Below are 18,027 nucleotides of genomic sequence, written 5' to 3'. Positions count from 1 at the left end.
CTCAGGCCCCGAAGACCTCATCCGCGCTCCCTGCCGTCAACGCACGATCGAACCACCGGTCGAGCTGATCGACGTCGCCGCACTGCTCGATCCGGTCGCGCTCCACATCGCTCAGAGCGATGGACCTCCCGGTGCAGAGCTTGATCAGGTGCCTACGGGACATCTCGACACGGCCTTCCTCTCGGCCTTCCTCTGCTCCCTCTCGGCGAAGCTTGTCGCTCCACTCGCTGTGGTACGGGCGAGACTCGGTCTTCATGAGCTCCTCCAGGATCTCTCGCGCCTTGTCGTCGAGGCAGTTCAACAGCATGTCGGCGTAGTCGGTCGCGGTCCCGGACTCCATGCTACCGAGGAATCGGTCCACGGTCCTGATCGCGGGTTCGGGATCTTCCAGGTTCCGGTTGAGCATCAGGCGAAGCACCGCGCCTTCGACGGTCGCCTCCGGATGATCCGGGTCGGTATACGGAGGCATGTCAGCCGGGCCGATGGTGAGCGGGGCCAGCAGCCAGCGCCGGTTGACCCGGATGCCCTCCCGGAACTTCCTGGCCAGGCTGTCAGTGCGGCAGATCATCAGCAGTTCGACCTCGCACTCGTGGTCTTCGAAGGATCGGGCCACATATCCCAGCAGGCGCCGTTGCTTGTCATCGCTCCACTGGCTCTGGATCTCGGTGATGACCACCAACTTCTTGACTTCACCGAAGTCCAGCGTCAGCGCCGTGACCGCGTCGGCTCGGCGTTCGGTCGTGGCCTTGGAGCCGACCGCGTTGGTACTGCGCTCAGCACTCGTGACGGCGATATCGCCGTAGCATCCTTCGTCTGCCGCCTTCAGGAGTTCGACTGTGAAGTGCGGTCGTTCCTGGAAGAGGTTGACGATGTTCTCATGCCAGTCTTCCGCCATGACACCTCCGGGGAATCGGATTACTCGTTCGAGTGAGTAACGACCGAATCCCCCGGACGGTTCGCGATTGTCCGATAGGCGACAGGACGATCTAGTACCAGCCGTTGGACTCCGAGTGGCCCCAGGCGCCGCACGGGGTACCGTAGCGGCCCTCGATGTAGTCGAGGCCCCAGGCGATCTGGGTGGCCGGGTTGGTCTCCCAGTCGTCGCCGTGCGAGGCCATCTTGTCGCCCGGCAGCGACTGCGGGATGCCGTAGGCGCCCGAGCCGGCGTTGTAGGCGGTCTCGTTCCAGCCGGACTCGCGGTCCCACAGGGATTCGAGGCAGCCGAACTGTTCGAGGTCCCAGCCGGCGTCCAGGGTCATGGTGCAGCCGATGGCCTTGTTGCCGGAGAACGCGGAGCAGTCGGCGGCGATGTCCACCGACGAGCCCGACGACTCAGAAACGGTCTCCTCTTCGGCCGGCTCCTCGTGTTCCGGCTCGGGGATCTCGGTGGCATCGGATTTCTCGATGTCCTTGGTGCCCTGGACCTTGACCGGGAGGATGGTCTCCATGGTCGAGACGTCCCGCCACTGGTAATCGGCCTCGACCGCCTCCGTGACGATCTGAGAGGCCAGCTGCTCCTCGGCGGTCGGGTGGTCGTCGGTCTGCGTGATCGCGGCGCCTGCTGTGGCCGCCGAGCTGACGGCGACGAGGATTGCGGCTACGGCTGCGAACACACGGTTCTTGACGAGGCGGGAGAGCCCGGGGAGGGGCGCCTTGTCGGCCGCGTGCTTCGCTTGGGTCAGCTTCTTGGGGATAAGCACCCGCGCAAGGCTAAGTTCTACCCGAAACGACTCCGTACCTGCGAGTAATCACACCATTACGGCACAGTCGTGTCTGGGAGCGATACTATTCCTCGCCCTATTCGCCCGATAGTCGTGGTATCGAGCGATCTGTGCCGCGCGCGCCCCGGCACAGGAGATCAGCCTCGGCCGTTCGGGCCATTGACTCGCCGATTTCCGCCAGATCTTCCTCGCCCAACGTCTACAGAGGCCATTCTCACAGCCTTCGGCAATCCGCCCGGAGTTCACGTCTTCGACGAGTCGGCTTCTGCGTGGCCGGTTCCCCATTGCGTCGGCGCTCAGCCGTGGAGTCTTCGGTAGCGGGCACAGTGGGTAGCGGTATGCGACCGCCCTCCCGCGTATGCCTCGGGGCCGCCGAGCCGATCGGCGAGGCGCCAACACGACAGTGCGGTCTCGGAAATGCGGAACCGGCCCCGCCCCTCGAGGCGAGACCGGTTCTCGGCGTTGGCGTCAGAGGCTCGCTCGGGCGGCCCGGAGCCTGGCGAGGCTCACTGCCTCGCCCAGAAGCTCCATCGACTCGTACAGCGGCGGCGACACGGTCTTGCCGCTGATCGCCACGCGCACCGGCCCGAAGGCCTTGCGCGGCTTCAGGCCCATGCCGTCGACGAGCGCGGTCTTCAGCGCTTCCTCGATCGACTCGACGGTCCACTCGACGCCTTCGAGCGCGGCGATCGAGGCGTCGAGGACGTCGGCGGCGTCGTCCTTGAAGGTCTTCTTCGCGCTGGCCTCGTCGATCTCGACCTCCGTTCCGCAGAAGAGGAACCGCAGCATCTCGGTGGCCTGGCTCAGCGTCGAGCAGCGCTCCTGGACGAGCGGGACGGCGACGTCGAGAATGTGGCGCTGCTCAGCACTCGGCTGCTCGGGGAGCAGATCGCGCTTCTGGAGCTCGGGGACGAGCATCGCGGTCAGTTCACCGGGGTCGGACATGCGGAAGTGCGCCGAGCAGATCGCGTCGAACTTCTTCTCGTCGAAGCGGGCCGGGTTGGACTTGACGTCGTGCAGGTCGAAGGCGTCGAGGAACTCGGCGACGGTGAACACGTCCCGGTCGCCCGAGATCGACCAGCCGAGCGTCGCCACGTAGTTGAGCACGCCCTCGGGCAGGTAGCCCTCCAGCTTGTACTGCAGCAGGTTCGAGCGCGGGTCGCGTTTGGACATCTTCTTGCCACGCTCGTCGACGATGAGCGGCAGGTGCGCGTACTCGGGCACGCCCTCGGCCAAGCCGAGCTCGACGAGCGCCCGCCACATGACGATCTGGCGCGGCGTCGAGGACATCAGGTCCTCGCCGCGGGTGACCATGTTGACCTTCATGAGCGCGTCGTCGACCGGGTTCGTCAGCGTGTACAGGGGTGAGCCGTCGGCGCGGGCGATCACATAGTCGGGCACCGTTCCGGCGGGCGTGGTGACCTCGCCGCGGACGGCGTCGACGAACGTGATGTCCTCATCGGGCATGCGCATCCGGTACACGGGCTTGCGGCCCTCGGCGCGGAAGGCCTGCTTCTGCTCCTCGGTCAGGGTCCGGTCGAAGTTGTCGTAACCGAGCTTGGGGTCGCGCCCGGCGGCGCGGTGGCGGGCCTCGACCTCCTCGTTCGTGGAGAACGCCTCGTAGGCGTAGCCGCCCTCGACCAGTCGCTTGACGACGTCGGCGTAGACGTCCGAGCGCTGCGACTGCCGGTAGGGCGCGTGCGGCCCCCCGATGTCGGGGCCCTCGTCCCAGGTCATTCCCAGCCACGAGAGCGCCTCGACGAGCTGCTCGTAGGACTCCTCGGTGTCGCGCGCGGCGTCGGTGTCCTCGATGCGGAAGACGAACTCGCCGCCCTTGGCGCGGGCGTAGCCCCACGAGAACAGGCAGGTGCGCACCAGGCCGACGTGCGGCAGACCGGTGGGGCTGGGGCAGAAGCGGGTGCGGACGTTACTCACTGGTGACCACCTTGTTCGTCAGCGTGCCGAGACCGGCGATGGATACGGAGACGGTGTCGCCGCCTTGGAGCGGGCCGACGCCCGCCGGGGTGCCGGTGAGGACCACGTCGCCGGGAAGCAGCGTCATCACCTGCGATATGTAGGACACGAGTGTCGCCGGGTCGAACACCATGTCCTTGGTCGAACCGAGCTGGCGAACCTCGTCGCCGACCTCGCAGCGGATGTCGGTGGCGGCGACGTCGGCGTCGGTCTCGATCCAGGGCCCGATCGGGCAGAACGAGTCGAAGCCCTTCGCACGTGTGAACTGGACGTCCTTGCGCTGGAGGTCGCGGGCGGTGACGTCGTTGGCGCAGGTGTAGCCGAAGATGGAGGCTGCTGCGGACTCCTTGTCGGCGCCGCGGGCGCCGGGCAGGCCGATGACGACCGCCAGTTCGGCCTCGTGCTCGACCTGGTCGGACACGGCCGGGAGCCGGATGGCCTCGCCGGGACCGATGACCGAGGTGGACGGCTTGATGAAGATGAGCGGCTCGGCCGGGACCTCGTGGCCGAGCTCGGCGGCGTGCTCGGCGTAGTTGCGGCCCACGCACACCACCTTGGACGGCAGGATGGGGGCGAGCAGGCGCACGTCCTCCAGCGCCCACCGCTGGCCGGTCATCTTGAGTTGCGCGAACGGGTGGCCGTCGATCTCCGACGCGGTCGCGCCGGAGCCCTCCCCTTCGAGTATCGCGAACGACATGCCGGTGGGGTGAGCGATCCGTGCGATGCGCACTCTGCGCCCCTCTCTAAGACTGATTCGAAGCTTTCGGCCTCAGCTTAGTTCGCAGCGCGGCAGAGGTGAACTCACTATCCGATCAGCAGGAACGGGACCACAACGATCACGGTGCCGATGATCGCGCCGACCACGATGCCCATGCCGAGCCGGCGGAGCTTCCCCGAAAGGCCGATCGCGAAGCCGAGCGCGAACACGAGCGGGGTGGCGATGAGACAGGAGATCGCCGTGGCGCCGAGCCGCACGGCGATGGAGGTGCCGACGTTGTCGACCAGCACGAACCCGAGCACGAATGCGAAGAGCAGGTGGATCACGAGGCCGATGAGCAGGCCCGAGCCGAATCGACGCCGCGAGTACACCGCCGAATCGGCGGCGTAGGCCGCAGCGCGGGCACGATCGGTCTTGTAGGAAGTCACGCCCTCAACTCTAGTACGCCGAGACCAGCCCGGGCGTTCGCATACTGGCGACGGACGCGCCGAGTCGAATCCGCTGCCGCGTCCGATCACCGTGCGACACTGCCGGGATGCGCCGATTGATCACGCTCTTCGCACTGTTCGCCCTGGTGCTCGTCACCCAGGTTCCGGCAGGCGCGGTCGACTCCGACCTTCCGCGGGACACCGCTTGGTTCAACGACGACGTCCGCAAGGTCGCCTACGACGGCGACGTCGTCTACGCGGGCGGGAAGTTCACGCGCGCCCGCGACGTCGACGGGTCCTTCTCGCGCCGCCACTACCTGGCGGCCGTCGACTCCGCCAGCGGCGAGCTGCTGCCGTTCGCGCCGGTCCTGGACGGGCAGGTGTACGACGTGGTCGCCGACGACGGCTACCTCTACGTCTCCGGGCGGTTCAAGCACGTGGACGACGTCTCGATGCCGCGCCTCGCCAGGTTCGATCTCGCCACCGGCCTGCTCGACACCGCCTGGCGGCCGAACCCGTCGGCGACGGTGTTCGCCGTCGAGCCGGAGGGCGACCGGGTCTATCTTGGCGGGCGTTTCGCCTCGGTCGGGGGCCATCATCAGCCGAAGCTGGCCGCCGTGAGCGCCGCCGACGCGGCTCCGATCGACTCGTTCGCACCGATCGTCCAGCAAGGCGCGGTGCGCGATCTCGAATCCGGGCACGGGCGCCTGTACGCCTCAGGCGGCTTCTCCTACGCGGAGGACGACAAGAAGTTCGGAAAGCTCGCGGCGTTCGACCCGTCCACAGGGGCGCTCGACCGGAGCTTCCAGGCGATCGTGTACGTCCTCACCCGGCAGATCGACGTTGACGGCGACCGCGTCTACGCCGCCCTGGACGGCCGAGGAGGCGAGCTCCGCGCGTTCGACACCACCGGCGAGTCTCTGTGGTACCAGGGCGTCGACGGCGGTGTGCAGGCCGTCACGGCCTGGGGCGACACGGTCATCGCCGGCGGCCACTTCGACCGGGCCTGCGTCACGAACAGGTCCGGCCCCAGCGGTGAGTGCGTCGACGGCGTCCTGGCCGACCAGGGCAAGATCCTGGCGGTCGACCGCGACGGGAGCCTGCTGCCGTGGAACCCGGGCGCGAACGGCGTCATCGGGGTGTGGGACCTCAAGACCCACCCCAGTGGCTCGAACATCGCCGTGGGCGGCACGTTCACCACGTTCGGCGGCGGGGAGACGGTGCAGAAGCGCCTGGCCGTCTTCGACTGAGGACTCCAAGCGAGAAGCGGCCCCCGCGCTTGTGGTGCGGGGGCCGCTTTTCGCTTGCGCTACTGGCGGTTGAGCCCGTAGGCCAGGCCTTCGGCGAGGGCGTTCCACGAGGCCTCGATGAGGTTGGGCGCAACCCCCACGGTCGTCCACTCGGACTCGCCGTCGCCCATGGTGACCAGGACGCGCGTGACCGCGTCGGTGCCGGTCGAGCCGGCGAGGATGCGGACTTTGAAGTCGGACAGGCCGAGCTCGGCCAATCGCGGGTGCCGGGCGGCGAGGGCGCTGCGGAGCGCCGCGTCGAGGGCGTTGACCGGGCCGTTCCCCTGGGCGGTGGCGATGACGCGCTCGCCGTCGACGTCGAGGCGGACGGTGGCCTCGGCGACCGTGGCCCCCTCGGGGTCGTGATCGACGATGACGCGGTAGGTGTCGAGCGTGAACGGCCTGGGCAGACCGCCGGAGACCTCGTCGCGGACCAGCAGCTCGAAAGAGGCGTCGGCGGCCTCGAACGACCAACCCTTCGCTTCCAGTTCCTTGACGCGTTTGGTGATCCGGTCGAGAGTCTCCTTGTCGCCGGAGAGGTCGACGCCGATCTCGCGGCTCTTGAGCTCCACGGAGGCGCGGCCGGCCATCTCGGTGACGAGGATGCGCATGTCGTTGCCGACTACCTCGGGCTCGATGTGGTTGTACAGCGTCGGGTCGGCCTTGATCGCGGAGGCGTGGATGCCGGCCTTGTGCGCGAAGGCGGCGTGCCCGGTGTAAGGGGCGTGCTCGTCGGGGGTCATGTTCGCGATCTCGGCGATGGCGTGCGAGATCCGGGTCAGCTTCTCCAGGCAGCCGTCGGGGAGGATCCTCATGCCGAGCTTGGTGTCCAGGTTGGCGATGACGGTGAACAGGTTGGCGTTGCCGGGGCGCTCGCCGTAGCCGTTCGCGGTGCCCTGGACGTGCATGACACCGGCTTCGACGGCCGCGAGGGTGTTGGCGACGGCGCAGCCGGTGTCGTTCTGGGCGTGCATGCCGAGTCGGACGCGCTCGGCCGGTAGCACGGCTTCGAGCCGGGAGCGCAGGTCGGTGACGGCGGCGGTGATGTCGGACGGGATGGAGCCGCCGTTGGTGTCGCACAGGACGACCGCTTCGGCACCCGCTTCGAGGGCGGTGCGCACCACCAGGGTCGCGTAGTCGGGGTCGTGTCGGAAGCCGTCGAAGAAGTGTTCGCAGTCGATGAACGTCTCGCGCCCGGCCTCGCGTCCGGCGCGGACGGAGTCGGCGATCATCGCGAGGTTCTCCTCGGGGGTGGTGCGCAGGGCCTGCTCGACATGCCGCATGTCGGACTTGGCGACCAGGCACAGGGCGGGGGCGCGCGAGTCGAGGAGGGCCTGGAAGCCCGGATCGGCGTCGGCGGTGGTGCCGGCGCGGCGGGTCATGCCGAATGCGACGAGCTTGGCGTGCTTGAAGTTGACCTCTTCGGCGGCGCGGGCGAAGAACTCGGTGTCGGAGGGGAGCGCCCCCGGCCAGCCGCCTTCGATGTAGTCGACGCCGAGCTCGTCGAGGAGCTCGGCGACGGCCAGCTTGTCGGCGACCGAATATCGGAGGCCCTCCATCTGCGCGCCGTCGCGGAGCGTGGTGTCGAAGACTTGGAACTCTTCGACGGTGTGTGGTTGCGTCACGTTGTGCTCCAGAGTGTTTCAGGTTCTGATTCTGCCGCGGCGGGGCCGGCCTGAACGATCACTTGGCCCCAACGAAAAAGACCCCCTGCGGACGCAGGAGGTCTGGCGCTCGACGACGGCATCTAGTGCCGGTGCTCCGCCAGGCGCCCGCAGCTAATAATGAGCTGGAAGGTCACGGTTGGAAGTATGCCACCGGTCTTCATCCCGAGCCAGCAATTCCCGCCATGTGGGACGTGGCGTGTCACCACTGGGTGCGTATCACCCGGCGGCGCCACCACAGGGTCAACACCGCGCCTGCCGCGACGGCGGCGATCCCGGCGGCGGCGACGACCGCGATGCCGATTCCGGTCTGCGGGAGCCTCGGCTGCGCGACGGGGTCGGCCCGCGGTGCCGGGTCCGCAGGCGGCGACACCGCCTGCTCGGGGATGGAAGCCAGCAGCCACTCCTGGTTGTGGAGACTGCTGGGCACCTCCTTGACGAGGACCTCGGTGCCGAGCGCCTCGGTCAGCCGGTCGAGTCCGAGGTAGTAGCCATCAGGTGTGATGAACCGCCAGTCCTGGTGGGACTGTCGCTCGTCGAAGACCGCCGACCACCGGGTGGCGACGGCGCAGTCGACGAGCTCGACCGGAGCGGTCGTGCCGCCGGCAGCCATCGGAGTCGCACCGAGGCACTGCCCGTCGGCCTCGCGGACGATCAGGTGGTCGCCGGCGTACCGGAAGGACGCGGTCGGGTCGACCGATTCGACGGGCTCGAGCAGCTCGAGCACCTCGACGGGCTCGGGAGCCTCGCCGGGCTCGACGGACTGGCCGGGCTCGACCGACTGGCCGGGCTCGACGGACTTGAACGTCCAGTGCTCGCCTTCGGCTGTCAGCCGTGCCCCGTCGTCGGTCCAGGCCATGGACAGATCGGGATGGTCCTTGACATACATGAGAAACGGTTCGTCGGGGAGCGCGACGGCGCCGACGGGCGAGGCCGTCATCAGGACAAGGCCGACCGTGAGGGCGGCGGATCGCAAGAATAGAGCTTTCACACCTGAATTAGATCAAATTAGGATATTTCACGTTCTTGGAGTTGGATCCTGCCTCGGATCTCGCTGGCCGCGTCGCCGGCGGCCCGGAGCCGATCCGCGGCATCGGTGAGGGTCTCCAGAGTCTCGTCCGAATGCTGAGCGAGGGCTTCGCGGAGCCCGACCGAGCCTGCCAGGCACTCCCCCGCCGCGGCGACCATGTCCTCATAGGCGCTCACCCCGGCCTCCAGCCGCTCCACGAGGCGGTCGCGGTCCGCCCTGAGCGCGGCCTGCCTGGGGCCCGAGGCGATCTTGACCGCCTGCTCGACGTCCCGGATCGTCAGCGCCAGCCGGAACAGCTCCGGCCCGGCCTTCGCCGCCCCGGCGAGGGCGTCAGCAGCCTCGGGGTTGCCCTCGAGGCGCTGCGCAAGCTGCTCGGCGGTGACGCTGGCACGCTCAAGGCGCTGGTAGGGGCCGAGGGCGGCGCTGCGACGGAACTGCGAGCGCATCCGGCCGCGGCGCAGCGCGTCGGCGGCCTCTCCGAAGAACCCGCGGGCCTCCTGCCGTAGCCCGGACGGGCCGTGAAGTTCGAGAGAGTCGCGCTCGGCGGGCATGGCTCGGGCGAGGCGCCGGTAGTCGAGCGCGCGCACCACCGCCAGCGCGGTGGAGAAGCCTGCGGCGACGACCCAGATCCCGTCCGATCCGACGACGCCGCCATAGGGGACGAAGAACGCGGCCCCGGCGACCGTGGCACCCGAGACCGACGTCCAGAATTTGGCCGACGACAGCCGAGCCCGCAAGCGCCGTTCGGCGCGTTTGCGGGCTTTGGCGTCCACGGGGTTCCTTTTCCTAGTTCTTGGCGGAGTCGGCCTCGGCCGTGCCCTCGTCCTCACTCAGGCTGGCGCGGATGTCGGCGAGGCGGTCGTTCGTGACCGACTCCTTCGACTTGACGGCCGGGGCGGACTTGTCGGCTCCGGAGAGCTGATCGCCTTCGAGGGAGGCCCTGATCTGGTCCAGACGGGAGGCGCCGGCCATGTCACGCGTGGCGCGGTTGACCTCCAGGAGGCGGCCTTCGACCGAGTTGCCCGCCAGTTCGGCGCGGCCCATGGCGTTGGAGTAGCGACCCTCGATCTTGTCGCGGATCTCGTCGAAGTTCGGCACGCTGCCCGGCGCGGCGGTCTGCGACATCGACTCCAGGGACGATGCGATGGTCTCCTGCATCTTGGCCTGCTCCAGCTGGCCGAGCAGCTTGGTGCGTTCCTGGAGCTTCTGCTGGAGGACCATCTGGTTGTTCTCAACGGCCTTCTTGGCTTGGTCGGCGGCGTTGAGCGCCTGGTCGTGCATCGTCTTCATGTCCTCAAGGGACTGTTCGGTGGAGACCAGCTGACCGGCGAGAACCTCTGCGGTGGACTCGAACTCCTGGGCCTTCGCCTCGTTGCCGTCCGCGCGCGCCTTGTCCGCCAGCACCAGCGCCTGCCGCGCCTGCGCCTGCAACCGCTCCACTTCGGCCATCTGGCGGTTCAACTTCATCTCCAGCTGGCGCTGATTCCCGATCACCGAGGCGGCCTGCCCAACCAGCACCTGGTGCTGCTTCTGCGCTTCCTCGATCGCCTGCTGGATCTGGATCTTGGGGTCGGCGTGCTCGTCGATCTTCGCGCCGAACAGCGCCATCATGTATTTCCAGCCCTTGACGAACGGATTGGCCATTATCGGGGTCCCTTCGGTGATGTCTGCAACGCCGACTTCTCTATAGTGTCGGACACCCCCGCCAACTATGTGCGACAGGGTGACGCCTCAATCGCCAAAACTACATCATCGGTCGCGTTCAGGCAGCCGCGCGGACGACCGAATCGGTCACCTCGCCACGACGGTGACGAGTGCGCACCTGGGAGATGGAAGTGGGCGAGGTCGGCAGCGCGTGACGGCGCCGGCGAGGCTGCTCCTCGGCGCTCTCCACCTCGCGCGGCAGCGGCAGGACCGCGACCGAACGCCCCTGGGACGTCGTCGCGTCGTCTTGCTTCTCGTGGGCCGCGACCTCGAGGGACACCTCGGCCAGAACCTCGCTGAGACGCACTTGCAGTGCCCCGCACACCGAAGCGAGCAGCTCGCTCGACGGTTCCTTGTGGCCCCGCTCGATCTCCGAGAGATATCCGAGACTGACGTTGGCCTGCTTGGAGACGTCGCGAAGCGTCCGCTTCTGGGCGCGGCGGCGCCGACGCAGGGTCTCTCCCAGAAGTTCCCGCAACAACACCATCGAACTCTCCTCCACGCCGCTACCGCTCTCCCCGCCTCCGCGAAGCTCGGGAGCCGTCACTTGGTCCAGATTATGTGGGTCTTGCAAGCCTAGCGCGTTCCGCCCGGCTCGCTCTTCCTCAATTCAAAGGCTTTCCAGAGGTAATCAATTCCCGTGGCGACGGTCAGGAGGACCGCCGCCCCCATCAGGACCGGGCCCACGAGGTCGAGCGGCTCGGGCCACGGCCACAGGTACCAGGCCACGGCCACGATCTGGAGCACCGTCTTGAGCTTCCCGCCGCGCCCGGCCGCGATCACCGCGTGCCTGAGGACGGCCATGCGCAGGGCGGTGATGCCCAACTCGCGCAAGAGGATCACAATGGTGACCCACCACGGCAGAGCGTCGTAGAAGCTGAGCAGCACCAACGCGGTTCCGATGAGGGCCTTGTCGGCGATCGGGTCGGCGAGCTTCCCGAACTCGGTCACCAGGCCGCGCGAACGCGCCAGCCAGCCGTCGACGAAGTCCGTCGCCGAGATGAACACGAACAGGGCGCACGCCAGCATCCGCCAACCCGAGTGCTCCATGCCGGAGACGATGACGAACACCGCGAACAGGGGTACGAGGAAGATCCGGGCCACCGTCACGACGTTGGCGATGTTCCACGGCGACACCGGGCGCGGCTCAGACTTCACCAGGACTCCTCCACGACCTCGGCGACCAGGTCGACACCGTGGGAGTCGACGACCTTCGCCGTCACGAAATCGCCGACTTCGAGGCCGTCGACCTCGCCGACCAGCGCGATCGAACCGTCGACCTCGGGGGCCTGGTGGGCGCCCCGGCCGTCCACTCCGTCGTCCTCGACCGATTCGACCAGGACGGACATGACCTCGCCGACGCGGTCGGCGGCGCGCTGGCTGACGAGTTCGTCGACGAGCATCGAGACGCGGGTGAGGCGGTCGGCTATGACGTCCTCCTCGACGTGCCCGTCGAGCGCGACGGCCTCGGTGCCGTCCTCGTCTGAGTAGGCGAACACGCCGGTGGAGTCGAGCCGCGCTTCGGAGAGGAAGCCCATGAGCTCCTCGACGTTCTCCTCGGTCTCGCCCGGGAACCCGACGATGACGTTGGTGCGGGCGCCGGCCCGCGGTTCTCGCTCGCGGATCTGCTCGAGCAGGGCGAGGAACGACTCGGTGGAGCCGAAGCGGCGCATGCGCCTGAGCACCTCGGCGGCGGAATGCTGGAAGGACAGGTCGAAGTACGGGACGACCTTGTCGATCCGGCACATGGCCTCGATCAGGCCCGGCCGGAGCTCGGCGGGCTGAAGGTAGGACAGGCGGATCCACTCGATGCCGTCGATCGCCGCGAGGCCTTCGAGGAGGTGCTCCAAGGCGGCCGGGTCGGCGAGGTCCTTGCCGTAGGAGGTCGTGTTCTCGGAGACGAGGTTGAGTTCCTTGACACCGTCGGAGGCGAGCCAGGCGGCCTCGGCGAGGATCTCCTCGGGGGTCCGGGAGACGAACGAGCCTCGGAACGAGGGGATGGCGCAGAACGTGCAGCGCCGATCGCAGCCGGAGGCGAGCTTGAGGTTCGCGACGGGCCCTTCGGAGAGCCGGTGGCGGAGCACGGTCAGGTGGGCGGGCGCCCCGTCGACGTCGGCGGCCTCGCTGGCCTGCTCGGCGCGGGAGTGACCAGGCACGACCGCGGCGGTGCCCTGCCGGGAGGCGGGGGCGAGCGGGAGGAGCTTGCGCCGGTCGGTGGGCTGGTGCGACTGAACCTCGCGTCCGGCGAGGATGTCGTCGAGTCGGGCGGCCATGTCGGGGTAGTGGTCGAAGCCGAGCACGGCGTCGGCTTCGGGGAGGCTCTCGGCGAGCTCGTTGCCGTAGCGCTCGGCCATGCACCCGGTGGCGACGACCTTCGCGCCCGTGTTCGAGGCGTCGAGCAGCACGTCGATGGACTCGGTCTTGGCCTGTTCGATGAACCCGCAGGTGTTGACCATGACCACGTCGGCATTCTCGCCGTCGTCGGTTATGCGCCAGCCGCCGGCCGCAAGTCGGGCGGCCAGTTCTTCGGAGTCGGTCTCGTTGCGGGCGCAGCCGAGCGTGAGTACCGCGACGCTCTTGGCCGCCGGTTGAGCTGAAGACACCAGAAAAGCGTACCTACCGGGGCAGCGCTTTCGCTCGGGCGGCGGCGGGGGCCACAGCGAAACCACCCGGTAAAGTGGCAGACCTCTCCGACTCGAGCCCGAAATGCCGGAATAGTGGCGAAGATTCCGCGCGGTGGCCCACCCTGCCGTACGATGGCTCGTCACCGATGGCGACGGTGTCCTAGGCTTGCCCCATGTCCCCCATCGGCATCGCCCCTGCCCGCCCGAACACCCTCCGGCGCACCTGCGCCGTGGCGCTGGCGGCCCTCACCACGCTCGGCCTGAGCGCCTGCGGCGAGGCGCCGACCGGCGCGCTGAACACCCGCACCGGATACACGATCTCCGCCGACGACATCCCCGTCTCGATGTGCCCCGAGGGCGACGATTCGCGCTTGGCCGACGAGGAGGGCACGCTCATCGGAGCGCACTTCGCGGTCCGCGTCGAATGCGTGGCCTCGTTCGCCGAGATCCCCGAGGCCTTCCAGCTCGAGTACCTCTTCGGCGAGGACGTGAACCTGTATCCGCCCGCCGAGGGCCACGAGTTCATGATGGTGCAGTTCGCCCCCGAGACGGGCGCCGAGGGCCTCTACGAGGCCGATTCGCAGACCGAGTTGGAGGCGGTGCTCGCCGTCGGTGAAGAGGAGTGGTCCTTCGAGGGCGAGGTCCCCGCCCCGGGCTCGGCCTACTTCGCAGTCGCGGAGACGGACGCCCCGATCTCGCTGACGGTCACCGACTCCGAGCGCACCCAGTCGATCGACCTGCGGGCCCGCACCCGCTCCGACCTCGTCCAGGGCCTGTACTACGGCTCGCGCACCGAGGTGACCACCGAGTACGTCGAGAACTCGGTCGATGCGTACACCGTGAGCGGTAATTACGAGTACTCGGTCAACGACTGGCCCTACAGCACCAACTTCGTCGCCACCCGATCGGTGTACTCCCCCGGCGAGGGATGGGTCGCCGAGCTCGACCGGGCGGTCCTGTCGATCAGCTTCGTGTGGGGCCGCTCCGGCAACGACCTGGTCTGGGACATCGACCCCGAGAAGACGCTGAAGGTCTCCGGGCCCGACGGCGAGCTGAAGGCGTCGAACGTCGACTACGACACCGACGACTGGGGCGACGACGGTGAGCTGCGGTACTACGACCTGACCTACGACATCGCCGCCGACGCTCTGGAGTTCGATCTCGAATTCGCCCCCGAGGGCCCGATCGAGTGGCCGTCCGAGGGCGTGAGCATGCCGATCTCAGGCGAGGAGACCCACAAGCTGACGGTCGACTTCTCCTAGCCTTCCCCACCTCGGCGAGGGGCCGTAAATCGGCGCGGATCGAGGCGATGACTCCGTCGAGGTCCTCGGGTTTGACGAGGACGTCGCGGGCCTTGGTGCCCTCAGAGGGCCCGACGACACCGCGCGTCTCCATGAGGTCCATGAGGCGTCCGGCCTTGGCGAAGCCGACCCGGAGCTTCCGCTGGAGCATCGACGTCGAGCCGAACTGGGTGGTCACCACCTGCTCGACCGCCCGGCACAGCAAGTCGAGGTCGTCGCCGATCTCGGCGTCGATCTCCTTCTTCGCGCCCGGAGGGGCGGTGACCTCTTCGAGGTACTGCGGCTCCATCTGAGCGCGCGAGTGCTCCACGGCCGCCTCGATCTCGTCGTCGCTCACCCAGGCGCCCTGGATGCGCTCGGGCTTCGAGGCGCCCATGGGGAGGAATAGCCCGTCGCCGCGGCCCACGAGCTTCTCGGCGCCGGGCTGGTCGAGGATGACCCGCGAGTCGGCCAGGGAGGAGGTCGAGAACGCGAGCCGCGAGGGCACGTTCGCCTTTATCAGGCCGGTGACGACGTCCACCGAGGGCCGCTGCGTGGCGAGCACCAGGTGGATGCCGGCGGCCCGTGCGAGCTGGGTGATGCGCACGACCGCGTCCTCGACGTCCCTGGCGGCGACCATCATGAGGTCGGCCAGCTCGTCGACGATCACCAGCAGGTACGGGTGCGGCCGGATCTCGCGGTCCGATCCGGGCTCGGCCTTGATCTCTCCGGATCGGACCTTCCGGTTGAAGTCGTCGATGTGCCGCACGCCGGCCTTCGCGAGGTCCTCGTAGCGCATGTCCATCTCCTTGACCACCCACTGGAGCGCGTCCGAGGCCTTCTTCGGGTGGGTCACGATCGGGTGGACCAGGTGCGGGATGCCTTCGTAGTTGGTCAGTTCGACTCGTTTGGGGTCGATGAGCAGCAGGCGCACCTGCTCAGGCGTCGCCCTCATGAGCAGCGAGGTGAGCAGGGCGTTGATACATGAGGACTTACCGCTTCCGGTGGCGCCGGCGATGAGCATGTGCGGGGTCTTGGTGAGGTTCGTCAGGATGAACCCGCCCTCGATGTCCTTGCCGAGCGCCACGATCATCGGGTGGTCGTCCGACAGCGCGACCTGGGAGCGTAGGACGTCACCGAGGGCCACGTCCTCGCGGTCGGTGTTCGGGATCTCCACGCCCACCGCGCTCTTGCCCGGGATCGGGTTGATGATGCGAATGTCGGAGCTCTTGACCGCGTATGCGATGTTCTTGGACAGCTGGATGATCCGCTCGACCTTCACGGCCGGGCCGAGCTCGATCTCGTAGCGGGTGACGGTGGGCCCGCGGGTGAAGCCGGTGACGGCGGCATCGACGTTGAACTGCTCGAAGACCTCCTGGAGGGCCGCGATCACGGTGTCGTTGGCCTTCGAGCGCTTCTTCGCGGTCGCACCGGCCTTGAGCAGCTTCAGCGGCGGGCGCCGGTAGTCGCCGTCCATCGCAGCCGATCCCTCCGAGAGGGTCGGCTGCTCGACGCGCTTGGGCGGGGAGGTGTGCTTCGGCGGCTCAGGCTTCGGTTCAGGTTCGGCCGGAGCGGACTTGTGGTCCGCGGGCGCGTCGGAGCTCAGTTCGGGGACTTCCTCGGGCGCCAGGCGCGGCAGGACGGTGGTGGCGCGGTGGACGTTGCGGGCCTCCTCCTCCTTGAGGCGCTTGGCCGCCTCGCTGGTTCGCCGCGCGCGCTTCCCCGCGTCGCCGTCCTCGTCTTCGCCCTCATACGACTCCACCTTGCCGGTGGCGAGCTCCCAGAGTCCGACGATCTTGCCAGGGACCTCGTTCAGCGGCGTCGCCGTCACCACCAGGACGCCGAAGAGCAGCAGCAGGACCAGCAGTGGGAAGGCCACATAGGCCGAGACGCCGAGCGCGAGCCCGCCGCCGACGATCCAACCGATCTGGCCGCCCGCGACCATTCGCTCGCCCATGTCGTTCGGGAGCCCCGAGATCAGGTGCAGCAAGCCGAGGCTCGACAGCCAGATCGCCGTCCAGCCGACCAGGCCGCGGCCGTGGGCGTCCTCGGGCGGCTCCTTTCGCATGACGCGCAGGCCCCACAACACGAGCAGGACAGGCAGCGCACGGGTCGCAAGACCCAAAGCCCAGTCGAGGCCGAACGCGAAGTGCTCCCCGATCGGGCCCGCCACGTCGAACCACACCGCGCAGGCGAGCACGATCGCGACGGCGATGAGCATCAGCCCCAGGCCGTCGCGCCGGTGGGCGGGGTCGATCTCGCGGGCCGTGGCGGCCTCCTTGCCGACGGATCGCGCCATCCAGCCGGTGGCGCGGGCGGTGCCGATCCACAGTCCTCTCAGGCCCAGCCCGACGGCCTCGACCGGGCCGGGGATCGCGTCGGCGCGACGCTTCTTGGCGGCCTGACGCGCCGCAGTCGACTTGCCGCGCTGAGCCGGGGTCGCCTTCGCGGTCTTCCTGACCGCTTTCTTGGCCGCCTTCTTCGCCGGTTTCTTGGAGACGCCGGACCGCCGCGCGGAACTCGCGGTCCGCTTGCGGGCGGCCTTGCGCGCCCCGGAAGTCCTGGCCATCATGCCCCATACGTTACCGCCCGCACGCACCCGCTCGCCGGCACGAGGAGAGACGGCCGTCCCGACTAATGTGGTCGCATGCCGAAGACGATTCTGGTGACCGGAGCCGGCCGCGGGCTCGGGCGAACCCTGGCCGAGCGGTTCAGCGCACGCGGGGACACCGTCATCGCACACGCCCGCAGCGAAGCCGCTCTCGTAGGGGTGCCGTGCGAGAGGCGGCTCGTGATCGACCTGTCGCGACCGGAGACGATCGAGGACGCGGTCGCCGAGGCGGGCATCGAAGAACTCGACGCGCTCGTCCACAATGCTGGAATCGCGGAAGTCGCACCGGTGAGCGGCCAGAGCCTGGAGGCTTGGCAGCGGACCCTCGCGGTGAATCTGATCGCCCCCGCGGAGCTGACGCGAGCGCTGCTGCCGGCGCTGCGGGCCTCCGACGGGCACATCGTGTTCGTCAACTCCGGCGCCGGGCTCAACTCCGGTCCGGGCTGGAGCTCGTACGGGGCGAGCAAGCACGGCCTGAAGGCCCTCGCCGACGCCTTGCGCGGTGAGGAGCGGGGCGCAGGTTTGCGGGTGACCAGCCTGTACCCGTCGCATTTCGATACTGACATGCAGCGCAGCGTCCGCGAGCAGATGGGCTCGGACTACGACCCCGAGCGGGCGACGAGCGTGGAGACGATCGCTAAGGTCGTCGCCGATGTGCTGGACGCACCGGCGGACATGGTGGTCAACGACATGCGGGTCGAACCGCCGAACCCGCTGCCGATCCGCCCCAAGTCCTGAGTAGCCCCGATTCGCCGTCCCCCCTGGCTGGTGGCGCGCGTGGGGAGGCCGGAAATGGCCCTTGGGCGCTGGCGGCCACTCTCACGTGGATGGTTGTTGTGCGCCAAGGGCGGCGGCGACGGAGAGGTGGACGGCTTTCCGGGGTGCGCTGCGGGGGTCGGGTGCGTGCCGGGCGGGGTGTCCTTGGCGGGTGAGTTTTGCTCGTGTTGTGTTGCGCGGCAGGCGGTCCGGGGCCCGAATATGAGG

The 18,027-nt window shown here is 68.5% G+C and carries 14 protein-coding genes and 1 pseudogene; 2 read left to right on the top strand and 13 right to left on the bottom strand.

From position 1 onward, the window contains the following. Window position 1: 1 nt before the first annotated feature. From L0U85_RS06025 to L0U85_RS06005, 5 genes are all read right to left on the bottom strand, one after another. The gene (locus L0U85_RS06025; RefSeq protein WP_241376854.1) at window positions 2-895 is read right to left on the bottom strand and encodes a hypothetical protein; all 894 of its coding nucleotides are present in this window, start codon (window positions 893-895) and stop codon (window positions 2-4) included. Window positions 896-986: 91 nt separating this feature from the next. Further along, complete coding sequence (locus tag L0U85_RS06020) at window positions 987-1,700, bottom strand: hypothetical protein (RefSeq protein ID WP_241376853.1); 714 nt, start codon at window positions 1,698-1,700, stop codon at window positions 987-989. 489 nt (window positions 1,701-2,189) lie between these two features. Then, a complete protein-coding gene (gene gltX / locus L0U85_RS06015) occupies window positions 2,190-3,656 on the bottom strand; it encodes a glutamate--tRNA ligase (RefSeq protein WP_241376852.1) in 1,467 nt (488 codons plus the stop codon). Further along, the gene (locus L0U85_RS06010) at window positions 3,649-4,425 is read right to left on the bottom strand and encodes a fumarylacetoacetate hydrolase family protein (protein WP_241376851.1); all 777 of its coding nucleotides are present in this window, start codon (window positions 4,423-4,425) and stop codon (window positions 3,649-3,651) included. The genes gltX and L0U85_RS06010 overlap by 8 nt, the downstream gene beginning before the upstream one ends. Before the next feature lie 74 nt (window positions 4,426-4,499). Further along, complete coding sequence (locus L0U85_RS06005; RefSeq protein ID WP_241376850.1) at window positions 4,500-4,841, bottom strand: hypothetical protein; 342 nt, start codon at window positions 4,839-4,841, stop codon at window positions 4,500-4,502. Between the two features lie 107 nt (window positions 4,842-4,948). On the opposite strand from L0U85_RS06005, the gene L0U85_RS06000 reads away from it, so the two are divergent. Then, window positions 4,949-6,091, top strand: coding sequence for a hypothetical protein (locus tag L0U85_RS06000; protein ID WP_241376849.1), 1,143 nt, complete (start codon window positions 4,949-4,951; stop codon window positions 6,089-6,091). 59 nt (window positions 6,092-6,150) lie between these two features. Here the strand turns inward: L0U85_RS06000 and cimA are convergent, their stop codons facing one another. The 8 genes and pseudogenes from cimA to L0U85_RS05960 all read right to left on the bottom strand — a co-directional run bounded on the left by cimA (window position 6,151) and on the right by L0U85_RS05960 (window position 16,731). Next, on the bottom strand, window positions 6,151-7,755 hold the full coding sequence (gene cimA / locus L0U85_RS05995) for a citramalate synthase (protein ID WP_241376848.1): 1,605 nt from the start codon (window positions 7,753-7,755) through the stop codon (window positions 6,151-6,153). 241 nt (window positions 7,756-7,996) lie between these two features. Beyond that, window positions 7,997-8,785 carry an LPXTG cell wall anchor domain-containing protein gene (locus L0U85_RS21140; RefSeq protein WP_241376847.1) on the bottom strand — a complete coding sequence of 263 codons (789 nt, stop codon included), beginning with the start codon at window positions 8,783-8,785 and terminating at the stop codon, window positions 7,997-7,999. Window positions 8,786-8,802: 17 nt separating this feature from the next. Next, entirely contained in the window at window positions 8,803-9,597 is a 795-nt protein-coding gene (locus tag L0U85_RS05985) for a hypothetical protein (protein WP_241376846.1), read from the bottom strand. 13 nt (window positions 9,598-9,610) lie between these two features. Next, on the bottom strand, window positions 9,611-10,468 hold the full coding sequence (locus L0U85_RS05980) for a PspA/IM30 family protein (protein ID WP_277605447.1): 858 nt from the start codon (window positions 10,466-10,468) through the stop codon (window positions 9,611-9,613). 322 nt (window positions 10,469-10,790) lie between these two features. Then, window positions 10,791-11,015 (bottom strand): annotated as a pseudogene (locus L0U85_RS21135) (helix-turn-helix transcriptional regulator); the annotation flags it as partial. A gap of 89 nt (window positions 11,016-11,104) precedes the next feature. After that, on the bottom strand, window positions 11,105-11,686 hold the full coding sequence (pgsA, locus tag L0U85_RS05970) for a CDP-diacylglycerol--glycerol-3-phosphate 3-phosphatidyltransferase (protein ID WP_241376845.1): 582 nt from the start codon (window positions 11,684-11,686) through the stop codon (window positions 11,105-11,107). Next, on the bottom strand, window positions 11,683-13,131 hold the full coding sequence (rimO, locus tag L0U85_RS05965) for a 30S ribosomal protein S12 methylthiotransferase RimO (protein WP_241376844.1): 1,449 nt from the start codon (window positions 13,129-13,131) through the stop codon (window positions 11,683-11,685). Before rimO ends, pgsA begins: the two co-directional genes overlap by 4 nt. A 984-nt stretch (window positions 13,132-14,115) precedes the next feature. Next, on the bottom strand, window positions 14,116-16,731 hold the full coding sequence (locus L0U85_RS05960; protein ID WP_347177369.1) for a DNA translocase FtsK: 2,616 nt from the start codon (window positions 16,729-16,731) through the stop codon (window positions 14,116-14,118). Between the two features lie 348 nt (window positions 16,732-17,079). On the opposite strand from L0U85_RS05960, the gene L0U85_RS05955 reads away from it, so the two are divergent. Continuing rightward, the gene (locus L0U85_RS05955) at window positions 17,080-17,781 is read left to right on the top strand and encodes an SDR family oxidoreductase (RefSeq protein WP_241376842.1); all 702 of its coding nucleotides are present in this window, start codon (window positions 17,080-17,082) and stop codon (window positions 17,779-17,781) included. Window positions 17,782-18,027 lie beyond the last annotated feature (246 nt).

Origin of the sequence: Glycomyces sp. L485, from assembly GCF_022548875.1 — a bacterium.
Classification (GTDB): domain Bacteria; phylum Actinomycetota; class Actinomycetes; order Mycobacteriales; family Micromonosporaceae; genus Glycomyces.
This window is presented reverse-complemented; position numbering and strand designations above follow the sequence as displayed.

What these genes read in the sequence shown, in the direction of transcription:
- L0U85_RS05980 (WP_277605447.1), bottom strand. Translation starts at nt 10,468, where the DNA reads ATGGCCAATCCGTTCGTCAAGGGCTGGAAATACATGATGGCGCTGTTC.
- L0U85_RS05960 (WP_347177369.1), bottom strand. Translation starts at nt 16,731, where the DNA reads ATGGCGCGATCCGTCGGCAAGGAGGCCGCCACGGCCCGCGAGATCGAC.
- L0U85_RS06000 (WP_241376849.1), top strand. Translation starts at nt 4,949, where the DNA reads ATGCGCCGATTGATCACGCTCTTCGCACTGTTCGCCCTGGTGCTCGTC.
- L0U85_RS05955 (WP_241376842.1), top strand. Translation starts at nt 17,080, where the DNA reads ATGCCGAAGACGATTCTGGTGACCGGAGCCGGCCGCGGGCTCGGGCGA.
- L0U85_RS06025 (WP_241376854.1), bottom strand. Translation starts at nt 895, where the DNA reads ATGGCGGAAGACTGGCATGAGAACATCGTCAACCTCTTCCAGGAACGA.